Origin of the sequence: Cognatiyoonia sp. (assembly GCF_965661665.1) — a bacterium.
Lineage (GTDB): Bacteria > Pseudomonadota > Alphaproteobacteria > Rhodobacterales > Rhodobacteraceae > Cognatiyoonia.
Genome location: NZ_CBFIEO010000002.1, coordinates 192,905 through 214,705, shown reverse-complemented (window position 1 = coordinate 214,705; position 21,801 = coordinate 192,905). Strand labels below are relative to the sequence as shown.

25 protein-coding genes, 1 other RNA gene and 2 pseudogenes are annotated in these 21,801 nt (G+C 57.2%); 10 read left to right on the top strand and 18 right to left on the bottom strand.

All coding sequences use genetic code 11. The annotated features are described in order from the left end of the window. The coding region (locus ACTF5F_RS02405) for an NADPH:quinone oxidoreductase family protein (protein WP_438955281.1) at positions 1 to 841 on the top strand (841 nt) is incomplete at its 5' end. Here ACTF5F_RS02405 and ACTF5F_RS02400 read toward each other — a convergent pair. After that, entirely contained in the window at positions 831 to 1,712 is an 882-nt protein-coding gene (locus ACTF5F_RS02400; RefSeq protein WP_438955280.1) for a LysR family transcriptional regulator, read from the bottom strand. The two genes, ACTF5F_RS02405 and ACTF5F_RS02400, sit on opposite strands and share 11 nt — an antisense overlap. Before the next feature lie 116 nt (positions 1,713 to 1,828). On the opposite strand from ACTF5F_RS02400, the gene ACTF5F_RS02395 reads away from it, so the two are divergent. Both ACTF5F_RS02395 and ACTF5F_RS02390 read left to right on the top strand, forming a co-directional pair. After that, the gene (locus ACTF5F_RS02395) at positions 1,829 to 2,050 is read left to right on the top strand and encodes a DUF1127 domain-containing protein (protein ID WP_438955279.1); all 222 of its coding nucleotides are present in this window, start codon (positions 1,829 to 1,831) and stop codon (positions 2,048 to 2,050) included. A gap of 148 nt (positions 2,051 to 2,198) precedes the next feature. Beyond that, complete coding sequence (locus ACTF5F_RS02390) at positions 2,199 to 2,969, top strand: Bax inhibitor-1/YccA family protein (RefSeq protein WP_438955278.1); 771 nt, start codon at positions 2,199 to 2,201, stop codon at positions 2,967 to 2,969. 115 nt (positions 2,970 to 3,084) lie between these two features. Here ACTF5F_RS02390 and rpmG read toward each other — a convergent pair whose 3' ends face one another. The 13 genes from rpmG to ACTF5F_RS02325 all read right to left on the bottom strand — a co-directional run bounded on the left by rpmG (position 3,085) and on the right by ACTF5F_RS02325 (position 13,183). Continuing rightward, positions 3,085 to 3,252, bottom strand: coding sequence for a 50S ribosomal protein L33 (gene rpmG, locus ACTF5F_RS02385; RefSeq protein WP_058315632.1), 168 nt, complete (start codon positions 3,250 to 3,252; stop codon positions 3,085 to 3,087). A 154-nt stretch (positions 3,253 to 3,406) separates the two neighbouring features. Further along, on the bottom strand, positions 3,407 to 4,066 hold the full coding sequence (locus tag ACTF5F_RS02380) for a hypothetical protein (protein WP_438955277.1): 660 nt from the start codon (positions 4,064 to 4,066) through the stop codon (positions 3,407 to 3,409). 3 nt (positions 4,067 to 4,069) lie between these two features. Next, on the bottom strand, positions 4,070 to 5,470 hold the full coding sequence (locus ACTF5F_RS02375; RefSeq protein WP_438955276.1) for a selenium-binding protein SBP56-related protein: 1,401 nt from the start codon (positions 5,468 to 5,470) through the stop codon (positions 4,070 to 4,072). Positions 5,471 to 5,649: 179 nt separating this feature from the next. Beyond that, positions 5,650 to 6,423 carry an ABC transporter permease gene (locus ACTF5F_RS02370; protein ID WP_438955275.1) on the bottom strand — a complete coding sequence of 258 codons (774 nt, stop codon included), beginning with the start codon at positions 6,421 to 6,423 and terminating at the stop codon, positions 5,650 to 5,652. Next, the gene (locus ACTF5F_RS02365) at positions 6,420 to 7,214 is read right to left on the bottom strand and encodes an ABC transporter ATP-binding protein (RefSeq protein WP_438955274.1); all 795 of its coding nucleotides are present in this window, start codon (positions 7,212 to 7,214) and stop codon (positions 6,420 to 6,422) included. Before ACTF5F_RS02365 ends, ACTF5F_RS02370 begins: the two co-directional genes overlap by 4 nt. 49 nt (positions 7,215 to 7,263) lie before the next feature. Continuing rightward, positions 7,264 to 8,253 carry an ABC transporter substrate-binding protein gene (locus ACTF5F_RS02360; protein WP_438955291.1) on the bottom strand — a complete coding sequence of 330 codons (990 nt, stop codon included), beginning with the start codon at positions 8,251 to 8,253 and terminating at the stop codon, positions 7,264 to 7,266. A 185-nt stretch (positions 8,254 to 8,438) separates the two neighbouring features. After that, positions 8,439 to 8,809: RNase P RNA component class A (rnpB, locus tag ACTF5F_RS02355), an RNA gene on the bottom strand. 12 nt (positions 8,810 to 8,821) lie between these two features. Then, positions 8,822 to 9,535 carry an N-acetylmuramoyl-L-alanine amidase gene (locus ACTF5F_RS02350; RefSeq protein WP_438955290.1) on the bottom strand — a complete coding sequence of 238 codons (714 nt, stop codon included), beginning with the start codon at positions 9,533 to 9,535 and terminating at the stop codon, positions 8,822 to 8,824. Further along, complete coding sequence (locus ACTF5F_RS02345; RefSeq protein ID WP_438955273.1) at positions 9,496 to 10,254, bottom strand: hypothetical protein; 759 nt, start codon at positions 10,252 to 10,254, stop codon at positions 9,496 to 9,498. Before ACTF5F_RS02345 ends, ACTF5F_RS02350 begins: the two co-directional genes overlap by 40 nt. Positions 10,255 to 10,286: 32 nt before the next feature. After that, the gene (gene gatA / locus ACTF5F_RS02340) at positions 10,287 to 11,762 is read right to left on the bottom strand and encodes an Asp-tRNA(Asn)/Glu-tRNA(Gln) amidotransferase subunit GatA (protein ID WP_438955272.1); all 1,476 of its coding nucleotides are present in this window, start codon (positions 11,760 to 11,762) and stop codon (positions 10,287 to 10,289) included. After that, entirely contained in the window at positions 11,762 to 12,049 is a 288-nt protein-coding gene (gene gatC, locus ACTF5F_RS02335; RefSeq protein ID WP_438955271.1) for an Asp-tRNA(Asn)/Glu-tRNA(Gln) amidotransferase subunit GatC, read from the bottom strand. Before gatC ends, gatA begins: the two co-directional genes overlap by 1 nt. A gap of 31 nt (positions 12,050 to 12,080) precedes the next feature. Beyond that, positions 12,081 to 12,737: a ceramidase domain-containing protein gene (locus ACTF5F_RS02330; protein ID WP_438955270.1), complete on the bottom strand. Its 657-nt coding sequence runs from the start codon at positions 12,735 to 12,737 to the stop codon at positions 12,081 to 12,083. Beyond that, on the bottom strand, positions 12,734 to 13,183 hold the full coding sequence (locus ACTF5F_RS02325) for a nucleoside deaminase (RefSeq protein ID WP_438955269.1): 450 nt from the start codon (positions 13,181 to 13,183) through the stop codon (positions 12,734 to 12,736). The genes ACTF5F_RS02330 and ACTF5F_RS02325 overlap by 4 nt, the downstream gene beginning before the upstream one ends. Positions 13,184 to 13,261: 78 nt before the next feature. Between ACTF5F_RS02325 and ACTF5F_RS02320 the strand changes: the two genes are divergently transcribed. The 6 genes and pseudogenes from ACTF5F_RS02320 to dtd all read left to right on the top strand — a co-directional run bounded on the left by ACTF5F_RS02320 (position 13,262) and on the right by dtd (position 17,069). After that, a complete protein-coding gene (locus ACTF5F_RS02320) occupies positions 13,262 to 14,053 on the top strand; it encodes a pseudouridine synthase (RefSeq protein WP_438955268.1) in 792 nt (263 codons plus the stop codon). 64 nt (positions 14,054 to 14,117) lie between these two features. Next, positions 14,118 to 14,231, top strand: a pseudogene (locus ACTF5F_RS02315) (TerC family protein); the annotation flags it as partial. A 120-nt stretch (positions 14,232 to 14,351) separates the two neighbouring features. Then, on the top strand, positions 14,352 to 15,305 hold the full coding sequence (locus tag ACTF5F_RS02310) for a DUF2927 domain-containing protein (protein ID WP_438955267.1): 954 nt from the start codon (positions 14,352 to 14,354) through the stop codon (positions 15,303 to 15,305). Next, positions 15,305 to 15,718: pseudogene (locus tag ACTF5F_RS02305) on the top strand (primosomal protein N' (replication factor Y) - superfamily II helicase); the annotation flags it as partial. The gene ACTF5F_RS02310 and the pseudogene ACTF5F_RS02305, both read left to right, overlap by 1 nt. 14 nt (positions 15,719 to 15,732) lie before the next feature. Further along, positions 15,733 to 16,635 carry a carbohydrate kinase family protein gene (locus ACTF5F_RS02300; protein WP_438955266.1) on the top strand — a complete coding sequence of 301 codons (903 nt, stop codon included), beginning with the start codon at positions 15,733 to 15,735 and terminating at the stop codon, positions 16,633 to 16,635. Beyond that, entirely contained in the window at positions 16,632 to 17,069 is a 438-nt protein-coding gene (gene dtd, locus ACTF5F_RS02295; RefSeq protein WP_438955265.1) for a D-aminoacyl-tRNA deacylase, read from the top strand. Before ACTF5F_RS02300 ends, dtd begins: the two co-directional genes overlap by 4 nt. Here the strand turns inward: dtd and ACTF5F_RS02290 are convergent. Next, positions 17,066 to 17,332 (bottom strand): CAP domain-containing protein, encoded by a 267-nt coding sequence (locus ACTF5F_RS02290; protein WP_438955264.1) that lies wholly within the window; start codon positions 17,330 to 17,332, stop codon positions 17,066 to 17,068. The two genes, dtd and ACTF5F_RS02290, sit on opposite strands and share 4 nt — an antisense overlap. 350 nt (positions 17,333 to 17,682) lie before the next feature. Between ACTF5F_RS02290 and ACTF5F_RS02285 the strand changes: the two genes are divergently transcribed. Further along, on the top strand, positions 17,683 to 19,134 hold the full coding sequence (locus tag ACTF5F_RS02285) for an aldehyde dehydrogenase family protein (protein ID WP_438955263.1): 1,452 nt from the start codon (positions 17,683 to 17,685) through the stop codon (positions 19,132 to 19,134). Between the two features lie 12 nt (positions 19,135 to 19,146). Here ACTF5F_RS02285 and ACTF5F_RS02280 read toward each other — a convergent pair whose 3' ends face one another. From ACTF5F_RS02280 to ACTF5F_RS02270, 3 genes are all read right to left on the bottom strand, one after another. Beyond that, positions 19,147 to 20,700 (bottom strand): trimethylamine methyltransferase family protein, encoded by a 1,554-nt coding sequence (locus ACTF5F_RS02280; RefSeq protein ID WP_438955262.1) that lies wholly within the window; start codon positions 20,698 to 20,700, stop codon positions 19,147 to 19,149. A 78-nt stretch (positions 20,701 to 20,778) separates the two neighbouring features. Continuing rightward, a complete protein-coding gene (locus ACTF5F_RS02275) occupies positions 20,779 to 21,471 on the bottom strand; it encodes an HAD family hydrolase (protein ID WP_438955261.1) in 693 nt (230 codons plus the stop codon). A gap of 14 nt (positions 21,472 to 21,485) precedes the next feature. After that, positions 21,486 to 21,764: a DUF3572 domain-containing protein gene (locus ACTF5F_RS02270; protein ID WP_438955260.1), complete on the bottom strand. Its 279-nt coding sequence runs from the start codon at positions 21,762 to 21,764 to the stop codon at positions 21,486 to 21,488. Between the last annotated feature and the right edge of the window lie 37 nt (positions 21,765 to 21,801).

Sequence of the window (21,801 nt, the reverse complement as noted above, 5' to 3'; positions counted from 1 at the left end):
CGACCTCTTGATGCGCATAGGAACCTATCAGGATACGCCCAAACCGCCGTTCACTTTGGGCATGGAAGTCTGCGGTACGGTTGAAGCTTTAGGCGAAGGTGTCACCTCACCTGCCATTGGAGCCAGAGTGGCCGTGTTTGGCGGGCAAGGTGGGCTGGCGGAGTTTGGGCTTTTTCCCGCCGCCCTATGCCGCGCTGTGCCAGATGCGATGCCGTCAGAGGCCGCTGCAGGGTTTCAAGTTGCTTATGGGACGTCGCATCTGGCGCTGACCCACCGTGCCAAGTTGCTGGCGGGCGAGACGCTGGTTGTACTAGGGGCGGCTGGCGGCGTGGGCCTGACGGCGGTTGAGGTCGGCAAAACATTGGGCGCGACGGTGATTGCGTTTGCACGCGGGGCGGACAAGGTCGCAGTGGCCAAGGCCGCCGGTGCTGATTTCGCTTATGACAGCGATGAGGTCGACATTCGTGAGGTCATCAAATCTCATGGTGGTGCAGACGTTTTGTATGACCCCATAGGTGGCGATCAGTTCGTCAGCGCCTTGCGGGCCTGCAACCGCGAAGCGCGTATTTTGGTGATTGGCTTTGCCAGCGGCACAGTGCCAAAGATCGCGGCGAACCACATTCTGGTGAAGAACATCACCGTGATTGGCTTTTATTGGGGTGATTATCTGAAGTTTGCACCCGATGTGTTGAGCGACAGTCTGGCAGAGTTGATGCAGTGGTATGAGGAGGGCCAATTGCGACCTCACATCAGCCACACCTTCACGCTGGACGACGCAGATCAGGCGTTGGACATGCTTGAGGCGCGCAAATCCACGGGAAAGGTTGTGGTCACACCATAACTGTTTCTTTAGGGGCGACTGGCGCGCCGCGATAAGCGCTCGCCAAAAGCTCTTTCAGGTCTTCCAAAATTGGCCCCTGCCCCAGTTCGCGGCAGTACATGTTGATGTTCATGCCACCCAGCTCTGGCAATGCGCCGCCATGTTGTATGCGCTCAAAATACCGCGGTTCAGTGCCTGCAAGCATGGTATGAACGGCAAGGTCTGCACTGACGGTCGCTTCGATGGTGCGGGTGCTGTCGCTTTCCACCGCCATTTCCCAAGGGATGCCTGCGTCGTCCAAACGACGCTGCACGCCAACGCGGAAGATACAGTTGCCTTCGTAGGCAAGACGCAAAGGGCGATGTTTCCACGCCGTACCACCAGGGGCGCCGAACCAGACAAGCGGAAGGGAAGCGAGCGTTTCACCACCCGGTTCTAGACCGGCTTCGGTTGTGAGGATGATGTCCACTTCCCCCCGCGCGAACTGCGATTTCAAGCCACGTGTGAAAGACGACAAAAGCTGCACGCGGACGCGGGGATAGGCCGTGGCAAATTTCTGTAGCACATCGGGAATCGCGGGATAGACGATGTCGTGCGGGACGCCGAGGACAAACTCCCCTTCGTAGTCGACAGAGGTGAGCCGCCCATAAATTTCATCATTGAGGTCCAGCATTCTGCGCGCATAGCTGAGAAGTTGTTCGCCTGCGGGGGTCAGGGCGATGACGCGCGATGAACGGTCGAGGAGTGCAAGGTTGAGCGCTTCTTCCAATCGCTTCAGCTGCATGGAGACGGCGGATTGCGTAAGATTGAGGAACCCCGCCGCTTTGGTCACGCCACCCGTATCGGCAACAGCGACGAAGGATCGGAGGGCGGTCAAATCGAGATTTCGCATATATCACAAACCTTGATGGGTAAATCATCAAACATTCATTTTACTTATACATAATGCGCCGCGATATATCAACCAATCGAATGATAACCGCAAATTACATCACGAAAGGCGAAGCAATGTCCGTAGTCGAACTCTTCATTCCCTCCCCGTCCCGCCTTAGTAAGATCAGCCTTGGTCAGCGCTTCAGCTTGATGGGTGTGATGCGCAAGGAACGCGCAGAACTTGCAAATCTGACAGATCAGCAGTTGATGGACATTGGTGTCACACCGGATCAGGCCCGCAATGAGGCCGCAAAACCAGCGTGGGACATGCCTAAAAACTGGTCACGCCGCCTCTAACCCATGGGATGATGTGGCAAACCAGCGCAATTTCATCGAATCCCGCCTAGATCGGGGCACTCAACGGTTGAAAAACAAGGGTAAAGTGCCAATATTGCTGATAAGCGCACCAGTGATTTGGTGCTCCTTGATTCAACTGGAGGTCTCTATGGCTGAATATCAAACGATCCGCACAGCCGGCGGTGTCCGCACGGCAGAGATCGATGAGGGTCTGCGCACCCACATGAACAAAGTATATGGGACAATGTCCATCGGTATGCTCATCACCGCTTTGGCGGCTTGGGCGATCTCCGGTCTGGCGCTGTCCACCGACCCAACACCTTACCAGATCGGTACGAACACCTATCTGACTGATTTTGGCGCGACGCTTTGGACGAGCCCGCTGAAGTGGGTCATCATGTTCCTGCCACTAGCGATGGTGTTCTTGTTTGGCGGAATGATTAACAAGCTGTCCGCGGCAGGCGCTCAGACGTTCTTTTACACGTTTGCTGCCGCTATGGGTTTGTCTATCAGCTGGATCTTTGCTGTCTTCACAGATTTCTCCATCATTCAGGTGTTCCTGATCACGGCGATCGCTTTCGCGGGTCTTTCCCTTTGGGGCTATACCACTAAGAAAGACATCTCTGGCTGGGGATCCTTCCTGATCATGGGTGTGATTGGTCTGATCGTAGCGTCCATCGCCAACATCTGGCTGGCATCAGACGCGATCATGTTCGCAAGGTCCATCTTGGGCGTGCTGATCTTCGCAGGTCTCACCGCTTACGACACGCAGAACATCAAGAACACATACCTCGCACATGCGATGCATGGGGATAGCGAGTGGTTGGGCAAAGCAGCCATCATGGGCGCGCTGAACCTCTACCTCGACTTCATCAACATGTTCATGTTCTTGCTACAGCTGTTCGGCAACCGCGAATAAACAACTCGACATCGAATGCGAAAGGGCCGGTCCATCGACCGGCCCTTTCTTTATCGTACAAATGAAAAAAGCCGCGCTTTGGCACGGCTCATCTCGAACATGAAGTCAGATCAGACTATTTGATCTTGCCTTCTTTGTATTCAACATGCTTGCGGACAACTGGGTCGTACTTTTTGACGACCATTTTTTCCGTCATGGTGCGTGCGTTTTTCTTCGTCACGTAGAAGTGGCCTGTCCCCGCGGTGGAGTTCAAGCGGATCTTGATTGTGGTTGGCTTCGCCATTGTCCGTCTCCTAATCGCGGGCCGTTCTGGCCCTGCGTAAAAACCTCTAAGAGCTGCCTTTTACTGCTAAGTCGCCCTGAGTCAATGGCGATATGTGGGAAACTTTGCCAAGGCTGCGGGATGCGTGCCATTCAAGCGCTTGGGCTGAGTAGGATCAGTGGGTCAAGACGATTGCAAGGATGCCGACGACGATCAGGCTTAGGGCCCACACGACGTCAAGATTGAACCAGGTTCTGGACAGGAATTTGAGGCCCAGCCAATGATAAACCCCAATGGCAAGTACTCCCCCTGACAGCATCATTGAAGCCGTGTGAACAATGGCAACCAGCAATGCGATGCCAAGGTTGCCGCTGATGAGTTCATCGGCGGCGGCGTGACCTACGTTTGTGTCCAGCGTCCCGCAAATTCCAAGGTAGATCGGGACGAGCATTAAGCCGGCCCCATGCGCCATCGCCGCCAAAAAGGACCAAAGGCCCAGGCGCGACGGGGGAACACGCGCGAGAAACCGTGGGTGGCGGCGGTTGATTAGAAGGTAGATGCCAAGGCAGATGATGAGGCCAGCCGCGAAGAGCTGTATCTCCCGCTGCCATTGCACCAACGTAATCAGCATCGTGAACGGCAAAAGAATCGCGAGCATGGCGATGAAATGACCAACCGCCAAAGCGATGAGCGCGTGGTAGAGGTTACCTTGCTTCTGCTCCATCAATGCCGACGACACAGCCAGCGGCCAGCCCATCCCGGGGTTCAAACCATGATAGATCCCAGACACAACAACGGCCCACCAAAGGGCCGTTGCGGTTTCAACTTCGCTCATGCGTTAGACGGACGGATAGCAGAAACTGTCGGTGGAACAGTCCCCTCCCTCTAATCTGATCTGGTGGCTGCGGTAGCCTTTGGGGAAATCGACATAGAAGTCCTTATCGAGCGTCAGCCCGCCATTCTTGCCGACATTCGCCATGACCATCTGCCCGCCTTCATCGTCGGGATAGAACTGATCGTCCCACGTGGAGTAAAGCGAGTTGGTCCAGTAGACGCGCTTCCCGTCGCGGCTGATCTCCACCATTTGCGGGCCATAGACAAAGGGCCTGCCGTTTGGATGTTTGGTGCCGCGGGCGATGCCACCAACTTCCACCTTACCCGTCAGCTTCGGGTTCATCGGGTCAGACACATTGTATTGATGCATCTCGCCCTGCCCCCAGCACGCTACGTAGAGGTATTTGTCATCGAGGCTGAGGTCGATGTCCGTGACCAGCGGCGGCACGGCTTCAAAACCTTGCAGCAACGGTGGGAGGTTCTCTGCCTTTTCTGGTCGTGGATCGATAGTAATCGTTTTCTTGGCCTCGAACGTGCCGTCGTCCTTCTGCCACCATGTGAAGATCGCACCTTGTAGGTTGGTGGTGTCGACCACAACACCGCAGAAGCCGTAATCTTTCGCTGGATCGTGGGCGGGACGGATCTCCAAAGCCATCTGGTGATTGGCCCCTAGGTCGATGGTCTGGACATTCTTGCGCTGGCGTAGGTTCCAGAAATGGATTTTGTGCCCGTATTTGTTGGACAGCAAATCCTCCGCCACGATGCCGTTTTCAAACTGCGGCGGCAGGCCCCATTCGGAACTGACCATGTAATCGCGCGGCAGGTTCCACCAGAAGTCATAATGCTTGTCTTGTTCACCACGGTCCATTTCGTAGCGCCCAAGAATCTCAAACGTTTCGCAATCCATGATGAAGATACCGGGAGGGCCATCGGTGCCATCCTCGCCGCCGCCGCCGAGAGTGGAGACGTAAATGCCTTCTGGACCGCAATGAATGGTATGAGGGCGGGAATAGCCGGTCTTTTCGAACACCTCTTCGGGCTCGATAATCTTGTGGATTTTGGCCTTCAACGGCTCTTTCACATCAATGACGTAGATGCGGGAGGACCGGATACCGGGGATAATAAGGTAACGACGCTCAAGGAAAGCGTGCCCCGTCAGCGGCGACAGGGCCGAAGAACAGGCGTTCCAGCCAAAGTGGTGAAACTCATCGCCTTTGTTTGGCATGATGAGTTGATGCACGATTTCACCGTAGGTTTTGGACTTTGGGTCAACATCCACGATCGCCAAACCATCGGGTTGCGAGCCGTCAGGACTTAGCATGAGCGTGAAGGCAAGCTTTTCGGCTGGCGCCTCCATCGCGATTTTTGGCGTTGCGTAGAATGTTGGATCTGGTCTTAGGTTCATAAAATATCCTCCCAAAATGAAGGACACCCCCTAAAGCAAACTTCCCCTAGCAGAGTGCCCTAGGGTCAAGCGTTGCATGGGGCACGGCCAGCTGTAAACAAATTTGCTCGCTGCACTGCCGCGACAGATCGGAACGGGCAGCTTTGTGATAATCGTTGGTTGAGTGGGTCAGCGATGGCTTAGAATGACGTGTCGGCCCGCTCTGCCCAGCCTGCGAAAATGCGTTCCAGCGCAACGACAAAATAGTAGAGGATGATCCCCAACACGGCGAGCGCGATGAGCACGGCGAACATCAGCGGGTAGTCCGAATTGGTCTTACCGCTGTCGAATAATGCGCCAAGGCCGCGGCCGTGTGGGCTGACGATCTCCATCAGGTTTGTGCCGATGAAGGCTAGTGTGACAGAGACTTTCAGTGCGCCGAAAAACTCCGGCAGCGTTTTCGGCAAGGCGATCTTCCAGAAGATTGTAGTTTGCGATGCGCCGAGGGAGCGGAGGATGTCACGGTATTCGGGTTCCAACGTTGAAAGCCCGATGGAGACGGAGACCGCAATCGGAAAGAAGGAGATCATAAAGGCGATGAGGACCGTATTGAAGTCATGCGCACCGACGAACATGAGGGCGACGATCGGGACAACGGTGGCCTTTGGAATGGCGTTGAAGCCCACAAGCAGCGGGTAGAGCGCGTCGCGCATGGTGCGCGAAAAGCCCATGATCATGCCGATGGCGGTGCCGACCACTATGGCTAGCAGGAGGCCAAGAACCGTCCGCCACAGCGTTTGCCAGCCCATGATGAGGAAGAGGTACCAGTACCGCTCATAGGCTGGGATCAGGTCGCTGGGCGAGGCCATTTTGTAGTTGGGCCATCCCATGACCCAAACGAGTGCTTCCCAAAGTGCGAGGAAGATCACGATGGCGACGATGGGGACAAGGACTCTGCGCAGGCTTGGGTTCATGGTGCGGCCTCTTCCACAGCGCGGCCTTGCGCGATTTCGATTTGATGGCGCAGCGTTGCCAGACGTTCAGCGGCCTCTGGCGTGTAAAGATCATCCAGCGTTGGTTTTGTCGTCCGCTTGATGTCCATCACGTATTGCGTCCGGGCAGGACGGCCGGACAAGACAACCACTTGGTCGCCAAGGAAGATCGACTCCCGCAGGTCGTGGGTGATGAGCACAGCAGTGAAGGGTTCCTTTTCCTTCACCTCATGCATGGTTTGCCACAGGTCTTCGCGCGTGAAGGCGTCGAGGGCACCAAACGGCTCATCAAGGATCAAAACATCTGGTTGATGCACCAATGCACGACAGAGGGAGGCCCGCTGCCGCATTCCACCGGAGAGTTCGGATGGGCGCTTGTCCTCGAATCCTTCGAGGCCGACGAGCGCTAGCAAAGAGCGCGCCCGTTCCTCCGCCGCTTTGCCTTTCAGGCCATTCGGGACGATTTCCAAGGGCAGCATGACGTTTTGCAAAATCGTGCGCCATTCCAGCAAAACGGGGTTTTGGAAGGCCATGCCAACGGTTGAGCGCGGGCCTTTGACGATCTCACCGTGCAGCCAAACCTCCCCCTCAGCGGGGCGCATCAGGCCAGCGATCAGGCGGGTGAGCGTGGACTTGCCGCAGCCGGATGGGCCAACAACGGCACAAAAACCACCTTCCTCAACCGTGACATCAAGACCGTCGAGCACAGGCAGCGGTCCGGCGGCTGTGGTGTAGGCGTGTTTGACGCTTTTGATATCTATCAAGGGGGACATGGTGGCCTTCGTGTTGGGTGGGAATCGGACACCCCCACCCTAGCTTTCATCACTGCACCGCAAAACCGCCTTCGGGCAGGTAAGCGTCGGTGAAATAAAGGCTCGTATTTGGTGCGTTCTGGAATTCATACACCAGTTTGATCTGCTCAATCGCAGCTGCCATGCGGTCAGCGTCGATTGTGCCCATACCATCGGCCATGACTTTATCGGTGAGGACGTTAGCATCGATGGCCAGTTGCAGGCGGCGCTGCTCGAGGTCGGAATCCGCTGCTGGGTTCCGCTCAATCAGCGACGGCATAACGGAGGCCGGATCAGCAATGGCATCTTTCCAACCCATCGCAACCGCTTCAAGGAAGCCGCTGACAACATCCGGATTTTCGACGGCGAAGTCGGTGTTGACGATGACCGCGTTGCCATAAAGGTCGAGGCCGTAGTCCGCCATCAGCAGCGTTGTGATGTCATCCTCTGGCACGCCAAGGCGCACGAGGTTCAGGTAGGAGCTGAAAGAAAAGCCCGTGATCGCAGCGACATTGCCTTCGGCCAGCATGGGTTCGCGTGTTGGGAAGCCAACAGGCTCAACCTTGATAGCGGAGACGTCCAGATCGTTTTCTGTCGCGAAGATTGGGAACTGCGCCCATGCGCCGTCGGGGGGCGGTGCGCCCAGCACTTTGCCTTCAAGGTCAGACGGAGCGGACACGCCGAGTGATGCGCGACCAATGACGGCAAAAGGTGGCTTGTCATAAATCATCATGACGGCTGTGACAGGCGCGCCTGGATTCTGGTCCAAGAACCGGATCAGACTGTTGATGTCGGCAAAGCCGATTGGAAACGCGCCAGTTGCGACCTTTGGGATCGCGTCGAGCGAGCCGGAGCCTGCGGTGATTTCGACGTTGAGACCTGCGTTTTCAAAGTGGCCGTTGTCGATGGCGGCGAAGTACGGCGCAGATGGGCCTTCAAACTTCCAATCGAGTGCGAAGTCAACATCGGTTGCATGACCGCCAGCAAAAGCGGTGGTGGTTGAGACAGCCATAGCCGCCATAAAGTGAGTGATGTGTTTCATGGTTTGATCCCCTACCGTTCAATTCACTGACGATGCATTCGGGCGATCTCCCCCTATGAAGTAAAGTGCCAACCTTCAGCTTATCGCCCCACCAAGGACGCTAGCATAATTTTTGAACAGGTCGATGAAAATTTGTGCGCTGCCCTATCGGGTGAAAATTGAAAACGCGCGGATGGCCTATAAGCCGGATTCTGTCCAAGGGTCGCCCCTTTGGATGATCATTCCTCTAAAGCGGCTGTTACCAACCGCCCTCTAGCTGCCAACCCGGACCATCTGGGGTTTAAAGCGTCCCCGTGGTTGCCCACGCGAGGTCCCTATTTGGCATTGCTCCCGGCGGGGCTTGCCGTACCGCTTACGTTGCCGCTCGCGCGGTGGGCTCTTACCCCACCGTTTCACCGTGACCCAGCACGCTGGGCCGTTTGTTTTCTGTGGCGCTTTCCCTGGGGTTGCCCCCGCCGGGTGTTACCCGGCACCGTTGCTTTGTTGGAGTCCGGACTTTCCTCGACGTTGCCGCCGCGATCATCCAGCCATCCGCGCAGCGATGTCGCTAAACGCAAGTGGCCTGTGCGTCAACGGGGTAGCGATCGGCCAGATCAGCGATCAAGGCGCGATCCGTGTCATCGAGTGGGCCTGAGGCATGGGGGCGAAACCGGCGGCGGAAGGTATCGAGCAATAGGTCATCCCCTTTTGGGGCGGTGTAGCCGAAGCGTTGCATCGATGCGCGAAAATCAGGAGTCTTGCCAGTGGCTTCTGGCCAGATGCTCAGGTTTTGGAGGGCCAGCCTGCGCCAATCAAACCGCGTCCCCGGATCAATCTTGCGACCGGGGGCCATGTCGGAGTGTCCGATCACCCGTTCTGGCCCAATACTCCAGCGGTTGAGTATGTCGCACAGCAGGTTTTCTAGCGCAGCCATCTGAGGGGCCGCGAAGGGTGTGAAGCCGGTGTTGGACAGCTCAATCCCAATGGAATAACTATTGACGTCCGTCACCTGCCCCCACTGCCCCGCACCAGCGTGCCATGCGCGGTTTTCTTCGGCGACCAGGGCGAAAACCTCCCCATCTTCCGCGATCAGATAATGCGCAGATACCTCTGACTTCGGTTCGGTGAGCGTCGCTAAAGCATCCTCTGCCGTAGAGGTGGCGGTGTAGTGGATCACGACGAGGTTTGGCGTCGCACCATTACGGCGCTGGCCGAAATTAGGGGAGCTATGCTGCGTGAGCTTCAGTTGCCTGCCGCCAAGCGGAAAGGTTCCGGATCCCAACCACATGCGAAACCATCACCGTCTGGGTCGATACCGCGCGGATCCCGCTCTGGCCCGCCGCGCGCAAGAAAGTCGCGCTGTGCGTCATCTGGCGTGTTGTAGCCCGCGCAATTGCGTTGGAAGCGGCCCTGACCAGACAGCAAGGAGCGGCTGTACCATTCCTGCCCTTTCTTGTTCGGCGCGTTCAGGGCGTAGACCACGATGTTGGGCCCTGTGTTGCTGGGGCGGGTCGGCAAGGCGGTCGGCTCAATTTGTTCGCGCGCGGCGGCTTGCGTGGCGCGGCGTTCCGCATCACTTTCAATGCTTTCGCGTGAGGACACGGCGCTGAAGTCTTGTTCATCCGAGATGCCAGGATTGTTATTGGCAAGCGTCGGGGCAGCGTTGGTTGGTGATGCCTCGATCCCAATCTCCCGCCCATTCGCGGCGATTTGGGTTTGCTCTGGAATTGCAGACAGCGGAGCTGCTGTCACCTCTTGCTCGCGTGGTTGGACAATACCGATCTCAGCGAGTTCCTCAGATGTTACGGCGACGTTTGGCACGCCAGCTTGTGCGCTCGCTTGGGCGCGGTTCGCCCCAGTCAGTGCCGCCTCACGCCGCGCTTGCTGTTCAAGATACTCATTAGAATCCAAAAATCCGACACCGCGGCCACTGTCGGGCACAGGCAGTTGGCACGCAGCTAGCGCGATCAAGGCAGTTGTCATTGCAACAGTACGTTTCACAGCACTCTCCAAACGATCAAAGCTAGCTGAATTTACCACCACTTCTCGGGTTTTGCTACAAATCCCGCCGCACGTTCCAGTGAGAACGCAACGTTCAGCAGATCGGCCTCTTCCCACGGGCGACCGATGAGTTGCAAGCCCAGCGGCAGTCCCGAACTGTCCAGCCCTGCTGGCACCGAAATGCCAGGCAGACCGGCAAGGTTTACCGTGACCGTGAAGACGTCGTTCAAGTACATCTGGATCGGGTCCAGATTCTCACCCAACCCGAAGGCCGCAGATGGTGTTGCAGGCGTCAGGATCGCGTCGACCCCATCCGCAAACACATCTTCAAAGTCTTTCTTGATGAGCGCGCGGACCCTTCGGGCGCGGTTGTAGTAGGCATCGTAGAACCCAGCAGAGAGCACATAGGTGCCCACCATCACGCGGCGCTGCACCTCTGGCCCAAACCCTTCGGCACGGGTTTTTTCATACATCTCCGTGATGCCGTCGCCTGCATCCAATGTGGCGCGGTGGCCAAAGCGTACGCCGTCATAGCGCGCGAGGTTTGAGGAAGCTTCTGCCGGCGCAATCACATAATAAGCGGGCAAGGCGTATTTCGTGTGCGGCAGGCTAATGTCTTTGATTGTGGCGCCGGCGTCTTTCAGCATGGCTGTGCCATCGGACCAAAGCTTTTCAATCTCCGCTGGCATACCATCCATGCGGTATTCCTTTGGAATACCAATGGTTTTGCCTTTGATGTCGCCAGTTAGTGCCGCCTCAAAGTTCGGCACGGGCAAATCGGCGCTGGTACTGTCTTTGGCATCGTGGCCGCACATCGCTTCGAGCATGATCGCGCTGTCGCGGACGTCTTTCGTCATCGGTCCCGCTTGGTCGAGCGATGACGCGAACGCCACGATGCCCCAGCGGCTGACGCGGCCGTAGGTTGGCTTGATCCCTGTGATCCCCGTGAAGGCCGCTGGTTGGCGAATGGACCCGCCGGTGTCCGTGCCAGTCGCGCCAAGGCACAGGTCCGCCGCCACAGCGGAGGCAGAGCCACCGGAGGAACCGCCAGGTGTCAGGCTGCGATCAACAACTTTCCACGGGTTTACGGCATTGCCGTAGACGGAGGTTTCGTTGGATGACCCCATCGCGAATTCGTCCATGTTGAGCTTGCCCAACATGACCGCACCCGCATCAAAAAGTTGCGTTGTGACAGTGGATTCGTATTCTGGCTTGAAGCCTTCAAGGATGCCGGATGCAGCCTGCGACGGCACGCCTTTGGTGCAGAACAAGTCCTTGATACCCAGCGGTATCCCGCACAGATCGGGTGCATCCCCACCCTTGATCCGCGCATCAGCAGCGTCGGCTTGGTCTTTTGCGATGTCTGGCGTGTTGTGCACGAATGCGCCAAGGGCGGATGCACCTTCAATCTCCGTCAGGCAGGCGTCGGTCAGTTCGGCACTTGTCACGTCACCTTTGCGAAGCGCGTCACGCGCGGCGGCGATGGTCAGTTTGGATAGCTCAGACATTATTCAACCACCTTTGGAACGGCGAAAAATCCTTCGCGGTTGTCGGGGGCGTTGGCCAAGACCTTCTCTTGCTGGTCGCCATCTGTTACCACATCTTTTCGCCGTTTCAGGCGTTGCGGCGTCACGGATGTCATTGGTTCGACACCTTCAACATCGACTTCGTTCAATTGCTCGATAAAGCCAAGGATCGCACTGAATTCTTCCGCCAAAGCAGGCAGCGCATCGTCTTCAACTTTGATCCGGGCCAGCTTGGCCACCCGGCGGGCGGTGTCGGTGTCGATCGACATGGGGCTCTCCGTCAGTCTATTGAATTTGCGTTTAGCGAGGTGTGTCAGGCTCTGCAAGAACGTGCGTGAGGTAGACGTGGATCATATAGCCCAACATCACGGCATTTAGGCAGTGCCAGAGGAAATGACTGCCAATTGGGACCGCGCCGCAGATGCTTTCGTCGATGGAGCGGAGGGTGATGGAAAGCGACAAGATCGCGGCCCCCGTGACGAAGTCTTTCGCCAGCGTCGGGCGTGACGACCTGAGTGCGATAGCATAGGCCCCAAGGAGCAAAGGCACCGTCCAGTAGAAGTTGGACACATGGAAAAACGGCAGACTGTCAAAGATCGGCACCAGCACGCCCGCGTAGGGGACGAACGCCAAGGTGATCAAGGCCGCGGCCCACAGGGGCCAGCCCAACAGCGACCGGTTCACAAGGAACAGATAGGTGAGGATGTAAAGGCCGATTGGCGCCACATCTGCCAAAGCCGCCCAGCCCGTCGCGTGGGTATGGAAGAGGTAGCTACCAACGCCAATGGCAAAAAGGATCGCGCAAAGCAGCAATCCACCACGGTCGCCTTGGGTGCGGCGAACCATGATGAGGGCGGCGATGATGAAAGCAAGGTTCGTGATCGCGTTGATGGGCTCTGACCAATAGGTGAAATCGGTCCGTTCACAGTATCCGTCGAATTGGTCGAACCAATTCATGATCGCTTGCCTGCGAAGAAGTTTTTCAATAGATCGGAGGCCGCCGTTGCACCAATCCCGTCATAAACCTCTGGCGCATGGTGGCATTGGGGATGGGAAAAGACCCGTGGCCCCTGCCCAACCCCGCCTGACTTCGGATCAGACGCGCCAAAATAAAGCCGCGCGATGCGGGCGTTTGAGATGGCAGCGGCGCACATCGGGCACGGTTCCAACGTGACATAAAGGTCATAGCCTGTGAGCCGTTCTTGCCCCAGCGACCGACAGGCAGCGCGGATCACCTGCACCTCCGCATGGGCGGTCGGGTCGTTTAGTTCCCGTGTACGGTTGCCGTCCTGCGCCACGATCCCATCAGGGCCAACGATGACCGCGCCCACAGGCACTTCCCCCCGTTCGCCAGCGGCGCGGGCCTCTTCCAGTGCGACGTCCATATAAGAGGTAAAGCTCATGCTGCTTGATCCTGCGTCTAGCGCGCATTTGCAAGCTTCCCATTGCATTGCGCAGGCATTGTCCCCTATGGCGTACCCATGACCAAAGACACCCCACCCGGCGACCGCATCGCCAAAGTTTTGTCCCGCTCAGGCGTGGCCAGCCGCCGTGAGGCGGAGCGGATGATCAAGGCTGGACGGGTGAGCATGAACGGCAAGGTCATTGAAAGCCCCGCGCTGAATGTGGGGGAACAGGACAAGATTGCCGTGGATGGCAAACCCATCAAAGCGGCGGATGAGGCGCGGATGTGGCTTTATCACAAGCTCACGGGACTTGTGACGACAGAGCGGGATGAAAAGGGCCGCGATACCGTGTTCGACGCGCTGCCAGAGGACATGCCGCGTGTGATGTCGGTCGGGCGGCTTGACCTCAATTCCGAGGGCTTGCTGTTGCTCACCAACGACGGCGGGATCAAAAGGCGGTTAGAATTGCCCTCCACCGGTTGGTTGCGGCGCTACCGCGTACGGGTGAAAGGCGCAGTGACGGAGCCGCAGCTAGAGCAATTGCGCCAAGGGATCACCGTTGAAGGTGTCCGCTATCAGCCGATGCAAGTCACCTTTGACCGTCAACAAGGCGCGAATGCTTGGCTGACCATTGCCTTGCGCGAAGGAAAAAACCGCGAAATCCGCCGCGCGATGGAGGCGATTGGCGCAACTGTGAACCGCCTGATCCGTGTCAGCTATGGCCCTTTCCAGCTTGGCAGCTTGAAACCGGGCGAAGTGGAGGAGGTCAAACGCCGCGTACTGCGTGACCAGTTGGGCGACAACGAACGTCCAAAACCCAAGCGGACACGCAACGCCCGATCGCAGGGGAAAAAGCCCCAACGTTGAACCTTGCTGGTTGCTTCGGCCCAGTGCATGTTAGCGGCAAAACTTTTTACCGGGGACACATGCGATGGCTGACTTGCTAACGCTCGAAAACGCTACTTATCTTTTAATGTTGTGCTTTCTTCAAGCTGTATTGGGCTTTGACAACCTTCTTTACATTTCAATCGAAAGCAAGCGGGCTGAAGCAGAAGCGGATCTTCAGAAGATGAAGCAGGAGTTGAAAGACACTCGCGCCGCTGAGAAAGCCTGCAAGCCCGGCACAGGCGACACAATCGGCACCGCCGTAGGCAGCTGACCGAACATGGGGTGGGCGCGCAGTGGGTTAAAGCTGGCAGGTTTGACCTGCCTCTTTGGCCTTGCCGCCTGCACCGACGCACCGTGGAACAGTGACCGCCCCGAGGCGCGACCAGCGGTTGAAACACCTGACCTGCCCCCTGTGGAACCGAGCCAAGCCAGCAAGGATTTGGCGGCCTATTACCGACGGCTTCAAAACGATCTTTTGGCGCAGGAGTTGTTGCGCGGCGATGGTGGCGGGCCGGATGCGTCTTTCACAAACACAATCTTGGTGCGGAATTTTGTGCGGATCGCATTGTTTGATGAATACACCACCGATGGTGATTTTCTGCGGCCCCAAGCCACGCTGTCGCGGTTGAGGAAGTGGGACCAACTCATTCGTATGTCGGTGGAATTTGGTCCGTCAATCAGCGCGGATCAAAGACAATTGGACCGGACGAGCGTTGCAGCTTTCGCCGATCGTTTAGCGCGGATAACGGGGTTGTCGATTATACAAACCAAAACCCAGCCCAATTTCCACGTCATTTTCGCCAGCGAGGATGATCGCCCCGGTTTTGAAACTCGCATTCGGGAGATTGTGCCGGGCATTTCGACCAGTTCGCTGAACGCAATGATGAATCTGCCGCGCGAACAGCTGTGTATCGTGGTCGCCTTCTCTGAAGGTGGATCCGCGAGCTATTCCAAGGCGATTGCGCTAATACGGGCTGAGCATCCGCCGCTTCTGCGCACCTCTTGCATTCACGAAGAACTGGCGCAGGGATTGGGCCTTGCAAACGATAGCCCGCAGGCGCGGCCGTCGATCTTTAACGATGACGAGGAATACGGGTTGCTCACCACCCATGATGAGCTGCTCTTGCAAATGCTTTATGACAATCGGCTAAAGACAGGTATGACACCTGCAGAGGCCGCGCCGATCGCGCGCATCATCGCGCGCGAGCTTCTTCCGGCGACTTCAAGTTAACGAACAAAAAGGAGCCTTGGGATTTGTCGCAGCTAGAGCCCTACAACCCCGAATACCTCGCCGGGTTCCGGACCGAGGGGTATCGGGTTGAGCTTGAAGACGGCTTTCAAGAAGCCCGCGCCTATATGGACCGGATGATCGTGCAGGACGTGAAATATGACATTGGCGGGAGTCGGCAGCATGTTTCAAAGGTCGATACGACCGTCAGCGATGTGACGTTCAAGCATGTGCTGCTGACCGTGTGGTTGGCGGCTTACAAATACCGCGGCAAGACTTACCGCTTCGTCGTCAACGGTCGCACAGGGCGGGTTCAGGAGGAGCGGCCCTACTCCGCTTGGAAAATCGCGATTGCGGTTATCTTTGGATTAATCATTGCCGGCATCGCTGTCTATGTTATCGCTAACAGCCAGTAACGGAGAGGAATCGGATGATTTTGTGTGCGGGCGAAGCCCTAATCGACATGCTACCGCGCAAGACCGAGGCGGGGGGCGACGCGTTTGAGCCTGTCGCGGGCGGCGCGGTCATGAACACAGCGGTCGCCTTGGGGCGGCTGGGGGCCGATGTGCAGTTCTTTTCCGGCCTCTCCAACGATCTTTTTGGCGATGTCATCAAGGCGCATCTTGAAGCCTCCAAAGTGGACGTATCCCCCGCAAATTTCAGTGATGATCCCACGACGCTGGCGTTTGTGAAGCTCGTCAATGGGCAAGCCTACTATGCCTTCTACGATGAAAACACAGCCGGTCGGCTGTTGTCAGAGGCGGACTTGCCAGAAGTCACGGCAGACGCCCTCTTCTTTGGCGGGATCAGCCTTGTGGTGGAGCTTTGTGCCAAAGCCTATGAGGCGTTGATGTTGCAAGAGGCCCCGAACCGCCTGACGATGATCGACCCCAACGTGCGGCCGTCCTTCATCAAGGACGAAACAGCCTACCGCGACCGTATCCAGCGAATGATGGCGGCGGCAGATATCATTAAGACATCGGACGAAGACCTCGAATGGCTCGTCGGCAATACTGATGCGACACAGCTTTTGTCCGGCGACACGCGGGTGATTTTGCTGACGAAAGGGGCAGAGGGCGTCTCAATCGTCACAAAAGATGGCGTTGAAGACGTGCCAGCCGCGCAAGCGAATATCACTGAGGGCAGCGACACCATCGGCGCAGGCGATACGTTCAATGCAGGGTTCTTGGCAGGTCTCGACCGACAGGGGTGCCTGTCTAAAGAGCGGTTGGCGGGTGCAGACCTTGCCGCAGCGACGGCGCTGGGTGCCAAGGCCGCCGCGATCACCGTGTCCCGAGCAGGTGCCAACCCACCTTGGGCGGATGAGCTGTGAGGGCGCTCATTCAGCGTGTCACCACCGCCAACGTCGTTGTCGACGGGGCGGAAATTGGTGCAATTGACCAAGGACTTCTGATTTTCGTCTGCGCGATGCAAGGGGACGCAGATGCTGTCACCGCTCAACTCTCCATTAAAATCAGTAAGTTACGTATTTTTTTGGATGACGCGGGCAAGATGAACAAGTCGCTGGTCGATACTGGCGGCAGTGCGTTGATCGTTAGCCAGTTCACTCTTGCGGCGGATATGTCCCGCGGCAACAGGCCCGGATTTTCACAAGCCGCCCCCCCTTCGGAGGGGGAGCGGCTTTATGAAAAATTCGTAGATGATATGCGCGGCTTGGGCATTCCAGTCGTGACGGGACAGTTCGGGGCTGACATGAAAGTCAGCCTGACCAATGACGGTCCCGTGACAATCTGGATGGACCTCTAGCAGCCCTTCGCCACGACCAGCACCCAGTTCAGGCCCTTTTCGCCTTCGGTGATACCTATGCCAAATCCCTGCGCGCGGGGGTGCAGCATGTTGGAGCGGTGCCCTGCTGAATTCATCCAGCCTAAGATGATCTGTTCACTGCGCGGATAGCTCCTAGCCAAGTTTTCTGCCACGAGGCAATCGCGATAGCCCGCAGCGCGCACGCGTACTTGGCTGTTTGACCCATCGGTCCCACAGTGCCCAAAGAAACGGTTCAATGACATATCAAAAGCATGCGCGATTGAAGTTCAATCCTTGGGCAATTTCAGATGCCAAAGCGTTGACGTTGGCGGGGGATGTGCAAACCGATGCGGCGGCCTGTGAGCCAACGAATAACAGCGCGAGTGCGCCGAGTCCTGAAGTCATACGTTTCATGTTGGATCCTCAATATGTGAGCAGATGCGTAACCCTGCCGCGCATAAGGGGCAATCTCATGAACTGTGATTGGCGTGTGAGTGGCAAGCCCCCGTTAATTCGCACAATGCGTCGGCCCTCTGATGATTGACGTCGCTCTTGCACTTGCAATACCGGCCGCAACGCCGCATCAAGCTGCAGGACTTGAGGGAGCGGCACAATGGCAAAGTTTGCGGACTACTACAAAAACTATATCGACGGTGAATGGGTCGACGGCGGCGCAGGCCGTATCGACGTCATCAACCCCGGCACTGGCGAGAAAATCACAACCCATGCGCTTGCAGATGCGGCAGACGTGGACCGCGCTGTTCAAGCGGCCAAGCGTGTGCATATGTCCGGCGTTCTGACGGCCCCCCGCCCTGTTGAGCGGGGCCGGATGGTCAAGGCGATGGGGCAATACATCCTCGACAATCTGGAGATGTATGCAGAGCTGCTTTGCGCCGAGCAGGGCAAGCCGATGTGGGAAGCCTTGGTCGAAATCCGCGGCTCCTCCCGCTATTTCGAATACTACGGCAACCAAGCCGAGACGCTGGAAGGCAAGTCAATCCCACTCGGCAACGGCTACATCGATTACACCGTTTATGAGCCCTACGGCGTCACCGCACATATCATCCCGTGGAACTATCCGGTTGAGATGGCTGCGCGGTCAATCTCTTGCGCGCTGACGAGCGGCAACACCATCGTTGTAAAAAGCGCGGAACTGACGCCTGTAACCTCTATGATTTGGGCGCACGCGGCTGAGGCAGCAGGATTCCCTGCTGGCACGATCAACGTTGTTTGTGGCTATGGTCACGAAGCGGGTGCTGCACTGGCAGGCCACGCAGATGTGCGTCAGGTCGTCTTTACTGGATCGGTTGCGACAGGATCAGCGGTTGCGCAAGCAGCGGCAAAGAACATCGTGCCGTGTGTGTTGGAGCTTGGCGGAAAATCCGCAGCGATCGTGCATGATGACGCCGACCTCGATGCGTTTGAGCGGGACATCCGTTGGGGTATCTTCTTTAACGCAGGGCAGGTTTGCACCGCGATGAGCCGCGTCCTGGTTCACGAAAGCCGTAAGGATGAACTTGTTGAAAAGGCCGTAAAAATCGCAAAATCTCTATCCGTTGGACCGGGCGTTGATCGCCCTGAGTTTGGGATGAACATGGGGCCGATGATTTCTGTCGAACAGCGGGATCGCGCTGTTGGTCTGGTGGCGAAATCCGTGGAAGAAGGCGCAACTTTGGAGACCGGCGGGCATGCGATGAACATCCCTGGTTCGTTCTTAGAGCCGACCATCCTGTCCAACGTCACACCCCACATGACCGTCGCCCAGACGGAGATTTTTGGTCCCGTCCTGTCAGTCATCTCGTTCAAGGATGAAAACGAAGCGTTCGAAATTTCAAACGGGACGGAATTCGGTCTTGTGGGCGGTGTCTTTACCAAAGACCTTGGCCGCGCGACCCGCGCGACACGCGCCATCAAAGCGGGCCAAGTGTTTGTGAACGAATGGTACGCAGGCGGTGTTGAAACGCCGTTTGGCGGCTTCGGCAAGTCAGGCTATGGCCGCGAAAAAGGTCGTGAGGCGCTTTGGAACTACATGCAGACCAAGAACGTCGCGATCAAAATGAGCTAATCGGTTGGGGCGTCAGAAATCAGTTGGCGCCCCTCCCTCCGCCTTTCGGTTTTCGACGAAGGCTTGCAATTCTTCCCTGATCCCATCGTCCATCGCAGGCGCTTCGAACGTTGATAGGATGTCCTTGTAGGTCTGATGCGCTCGTTCCGCAGTCCAGATGCCGCCTGCGACCTCCCACGCTTCAAAATTGCGCCAGTCAGAAACGAAAGGCTGATAGAACGCGGATTGGTAGCGGTCTTGGGTGTGTCGAATACCAAAGTAATGGCCGTTTGCTCCAACCTCCCGAATAGCATCAAGGGCGATGTCGTCCGGCCCTGTTGCCGTGATCCCAGGCTGCATATAGCGCTGAATCATTTGAAGAACTTCGCAATCCATGACGAATTTCTCAGGGCTTGCAATCAAGCCACCTTCGAGCCAGCCCGCCGCGTGATAGACGATGTTGGTGCCAGATTGGACAGCGGACCAAAGCGAATTTGACGTCTCCCACATTGCCTGCCCATCGGGGACGTTAGCGGCACAGACGCCGGAGGCACGCATCGGCAGCCCGTAAAACCGCGCCATTTGCCCCGTCATTTGGGTCGCACGCATGTATTCGGGCGTACCGAAGGCCGGTGCCCCTGATTTCATATCGACGTTCGATGTGAAGGTGCCAATCACGCACGGCGTGCCGGGGCGGACATATTGGAACAGCGCGATGGCGCTGAGACCTTCGGCAATCGACAAAGTGACCGCACCAGACATTGTGACAGGCGCCATCGCACCAGCCAAAGTGAACGGCGTCACGACAACCGCCTGCCCCCGTCGGGCGAGCCGCAAACAGCCATCGATCATCGGCACATCGTGCTTCAAGGGTGATGTGGAGTTGATGTTGGTGTACATGTGCGGCTTGGCTTCGAATTCCTCATCCGTCATGCCGCCTGCGATGCGCACCATCTCCATCACGTCTTCAACCCGCTCTTTGCCAAGCGAATAGGCGTGAACCACTTTGTCAGTCAGGGTCAGCTTGTCATAAAGCACGTCCAAATGCCGGACGGAGGCATGGATATCAACAGGTTCCACTGGATAGCCACCCGCGAAGTGGATGCAGTTGAAGTACTGGGTGAGCCGCAGCAAGTTGGCGCATTGCTCCCGCGTGCCGGGCACTTTTTTGCCGATCTCAAGATCATAGTAGTTGGGTGGGGAAGACACATTGCCGAAGAGCAATTGCTTGCCGCCAATTGTGATCTTATGGGCCGGATTGCGCGGCGTGATGTCGAATTGGGAAGGGGCTTTGCCCACCATCTCCATCACCCAGTGGCGGTCCATCCGGACGTTGGAGCCGTCGACCTTACAACCCACCTCTTTGAAAAGCTCAATCGCCTCTTCATTCAAAAACTCTATGCCGATGTCCTCTAGGATCGTCATCGCGCCGTTGTGGATGGCTTGAACGCCCTCTTCGTTCAGCGGTTCGGTTGGCTGATCGATGTTGATCGGCGGGTTCCACGGCATTTGGTCGATGGCCCCTTTGGCCCGACGCGAGGCATTGCCTGCGCGTCCCCCACCCCGACGTCTTGCACCTACTGCCATGTCATATCTCCTGTGCCTCGCCACCAGATTGAAAAGAGACGTTGGTGAGTGTTTATCGGTTTGCGACAGATCTTGTCGCTAAAGGCGGTTTGCCGCGATCCAGCTTGGTATGTCCGCGATGCTGTCCAAGACGACATCTGCGTGGGGCTCCAGCTCCGCGCGCAATGCAGGGCCGGTCAGAACGCCGATAGTGCGCATGCCCGCAGATTGGCCCGCGAAAAGGTCATGGGTGCTGTCGCCCACCATCGCGCAGACCTCTGGCGTGAGCCCAACCGCCTCACAAAATGCAAGCAACTGCCCGGGGGCCGGTTTTCCGCCAAAGCCTGAATCCGAGCCTGCCACGAAGTCGAGCATGTCGACCACACCCGCCCGCGCCAGATGCGTCCGCGCGGGACCTTCGGTGTCGTTGGTCGCAACGCCCAGTTTCATGTTCAAAGATCGCATCGTTTCGAAGAATGGGATCAGAGGTGCGGCTTCTGCCTGTGGCACCTGTTGCGCCGCAGCGTTCATACGCTGAATGAGCGATGGCTTGTCGTCCTTTTGCAGCACATCAAGGATCGCATCCGCGACCACATCGACGGTTTCGGCAATGACGATGCTGCCAGGCTGAAATCGACCTGCGCCGTAGTCGTAGCCCAAACGGTGCGACAGGGCGGTGATGAGAGATGTATCGCCCCCCGCTTCTGCCGAGATCATGGTGCCAGCCCAAGCGCCCCAAGTGGCGTTGAAATCAAAGAGCGTCCCGTCTTTGTCAAAAATAACGCCCTTCAAATTGGGCCCCTTTGTCATGTCCAATGTACTTGCTCCGCCCCCGGCAACGCATAGCGGGCCTTCAACGGATCATCGTAGGCAAGATTAACCGTGTCACAGAACGCCACGACCCAAGCATCATCCATTGTCAAAAACTCAAGGACCGAGGCAAGGAAAGCTGGATCTCCCAAACGGGTCTTCAAATCCGATTCCGCGCTCCCTGTAGACCCAAGAAACAAGGGCAATATCTCATCATTTTGCACAAGCCATCCCAATGCGTTTAGCGCAACGGTTTCGGCGGCTTCAGGCGACATTCAACTTCCTTTCAACGGCGGCAAGATATTCTTAACC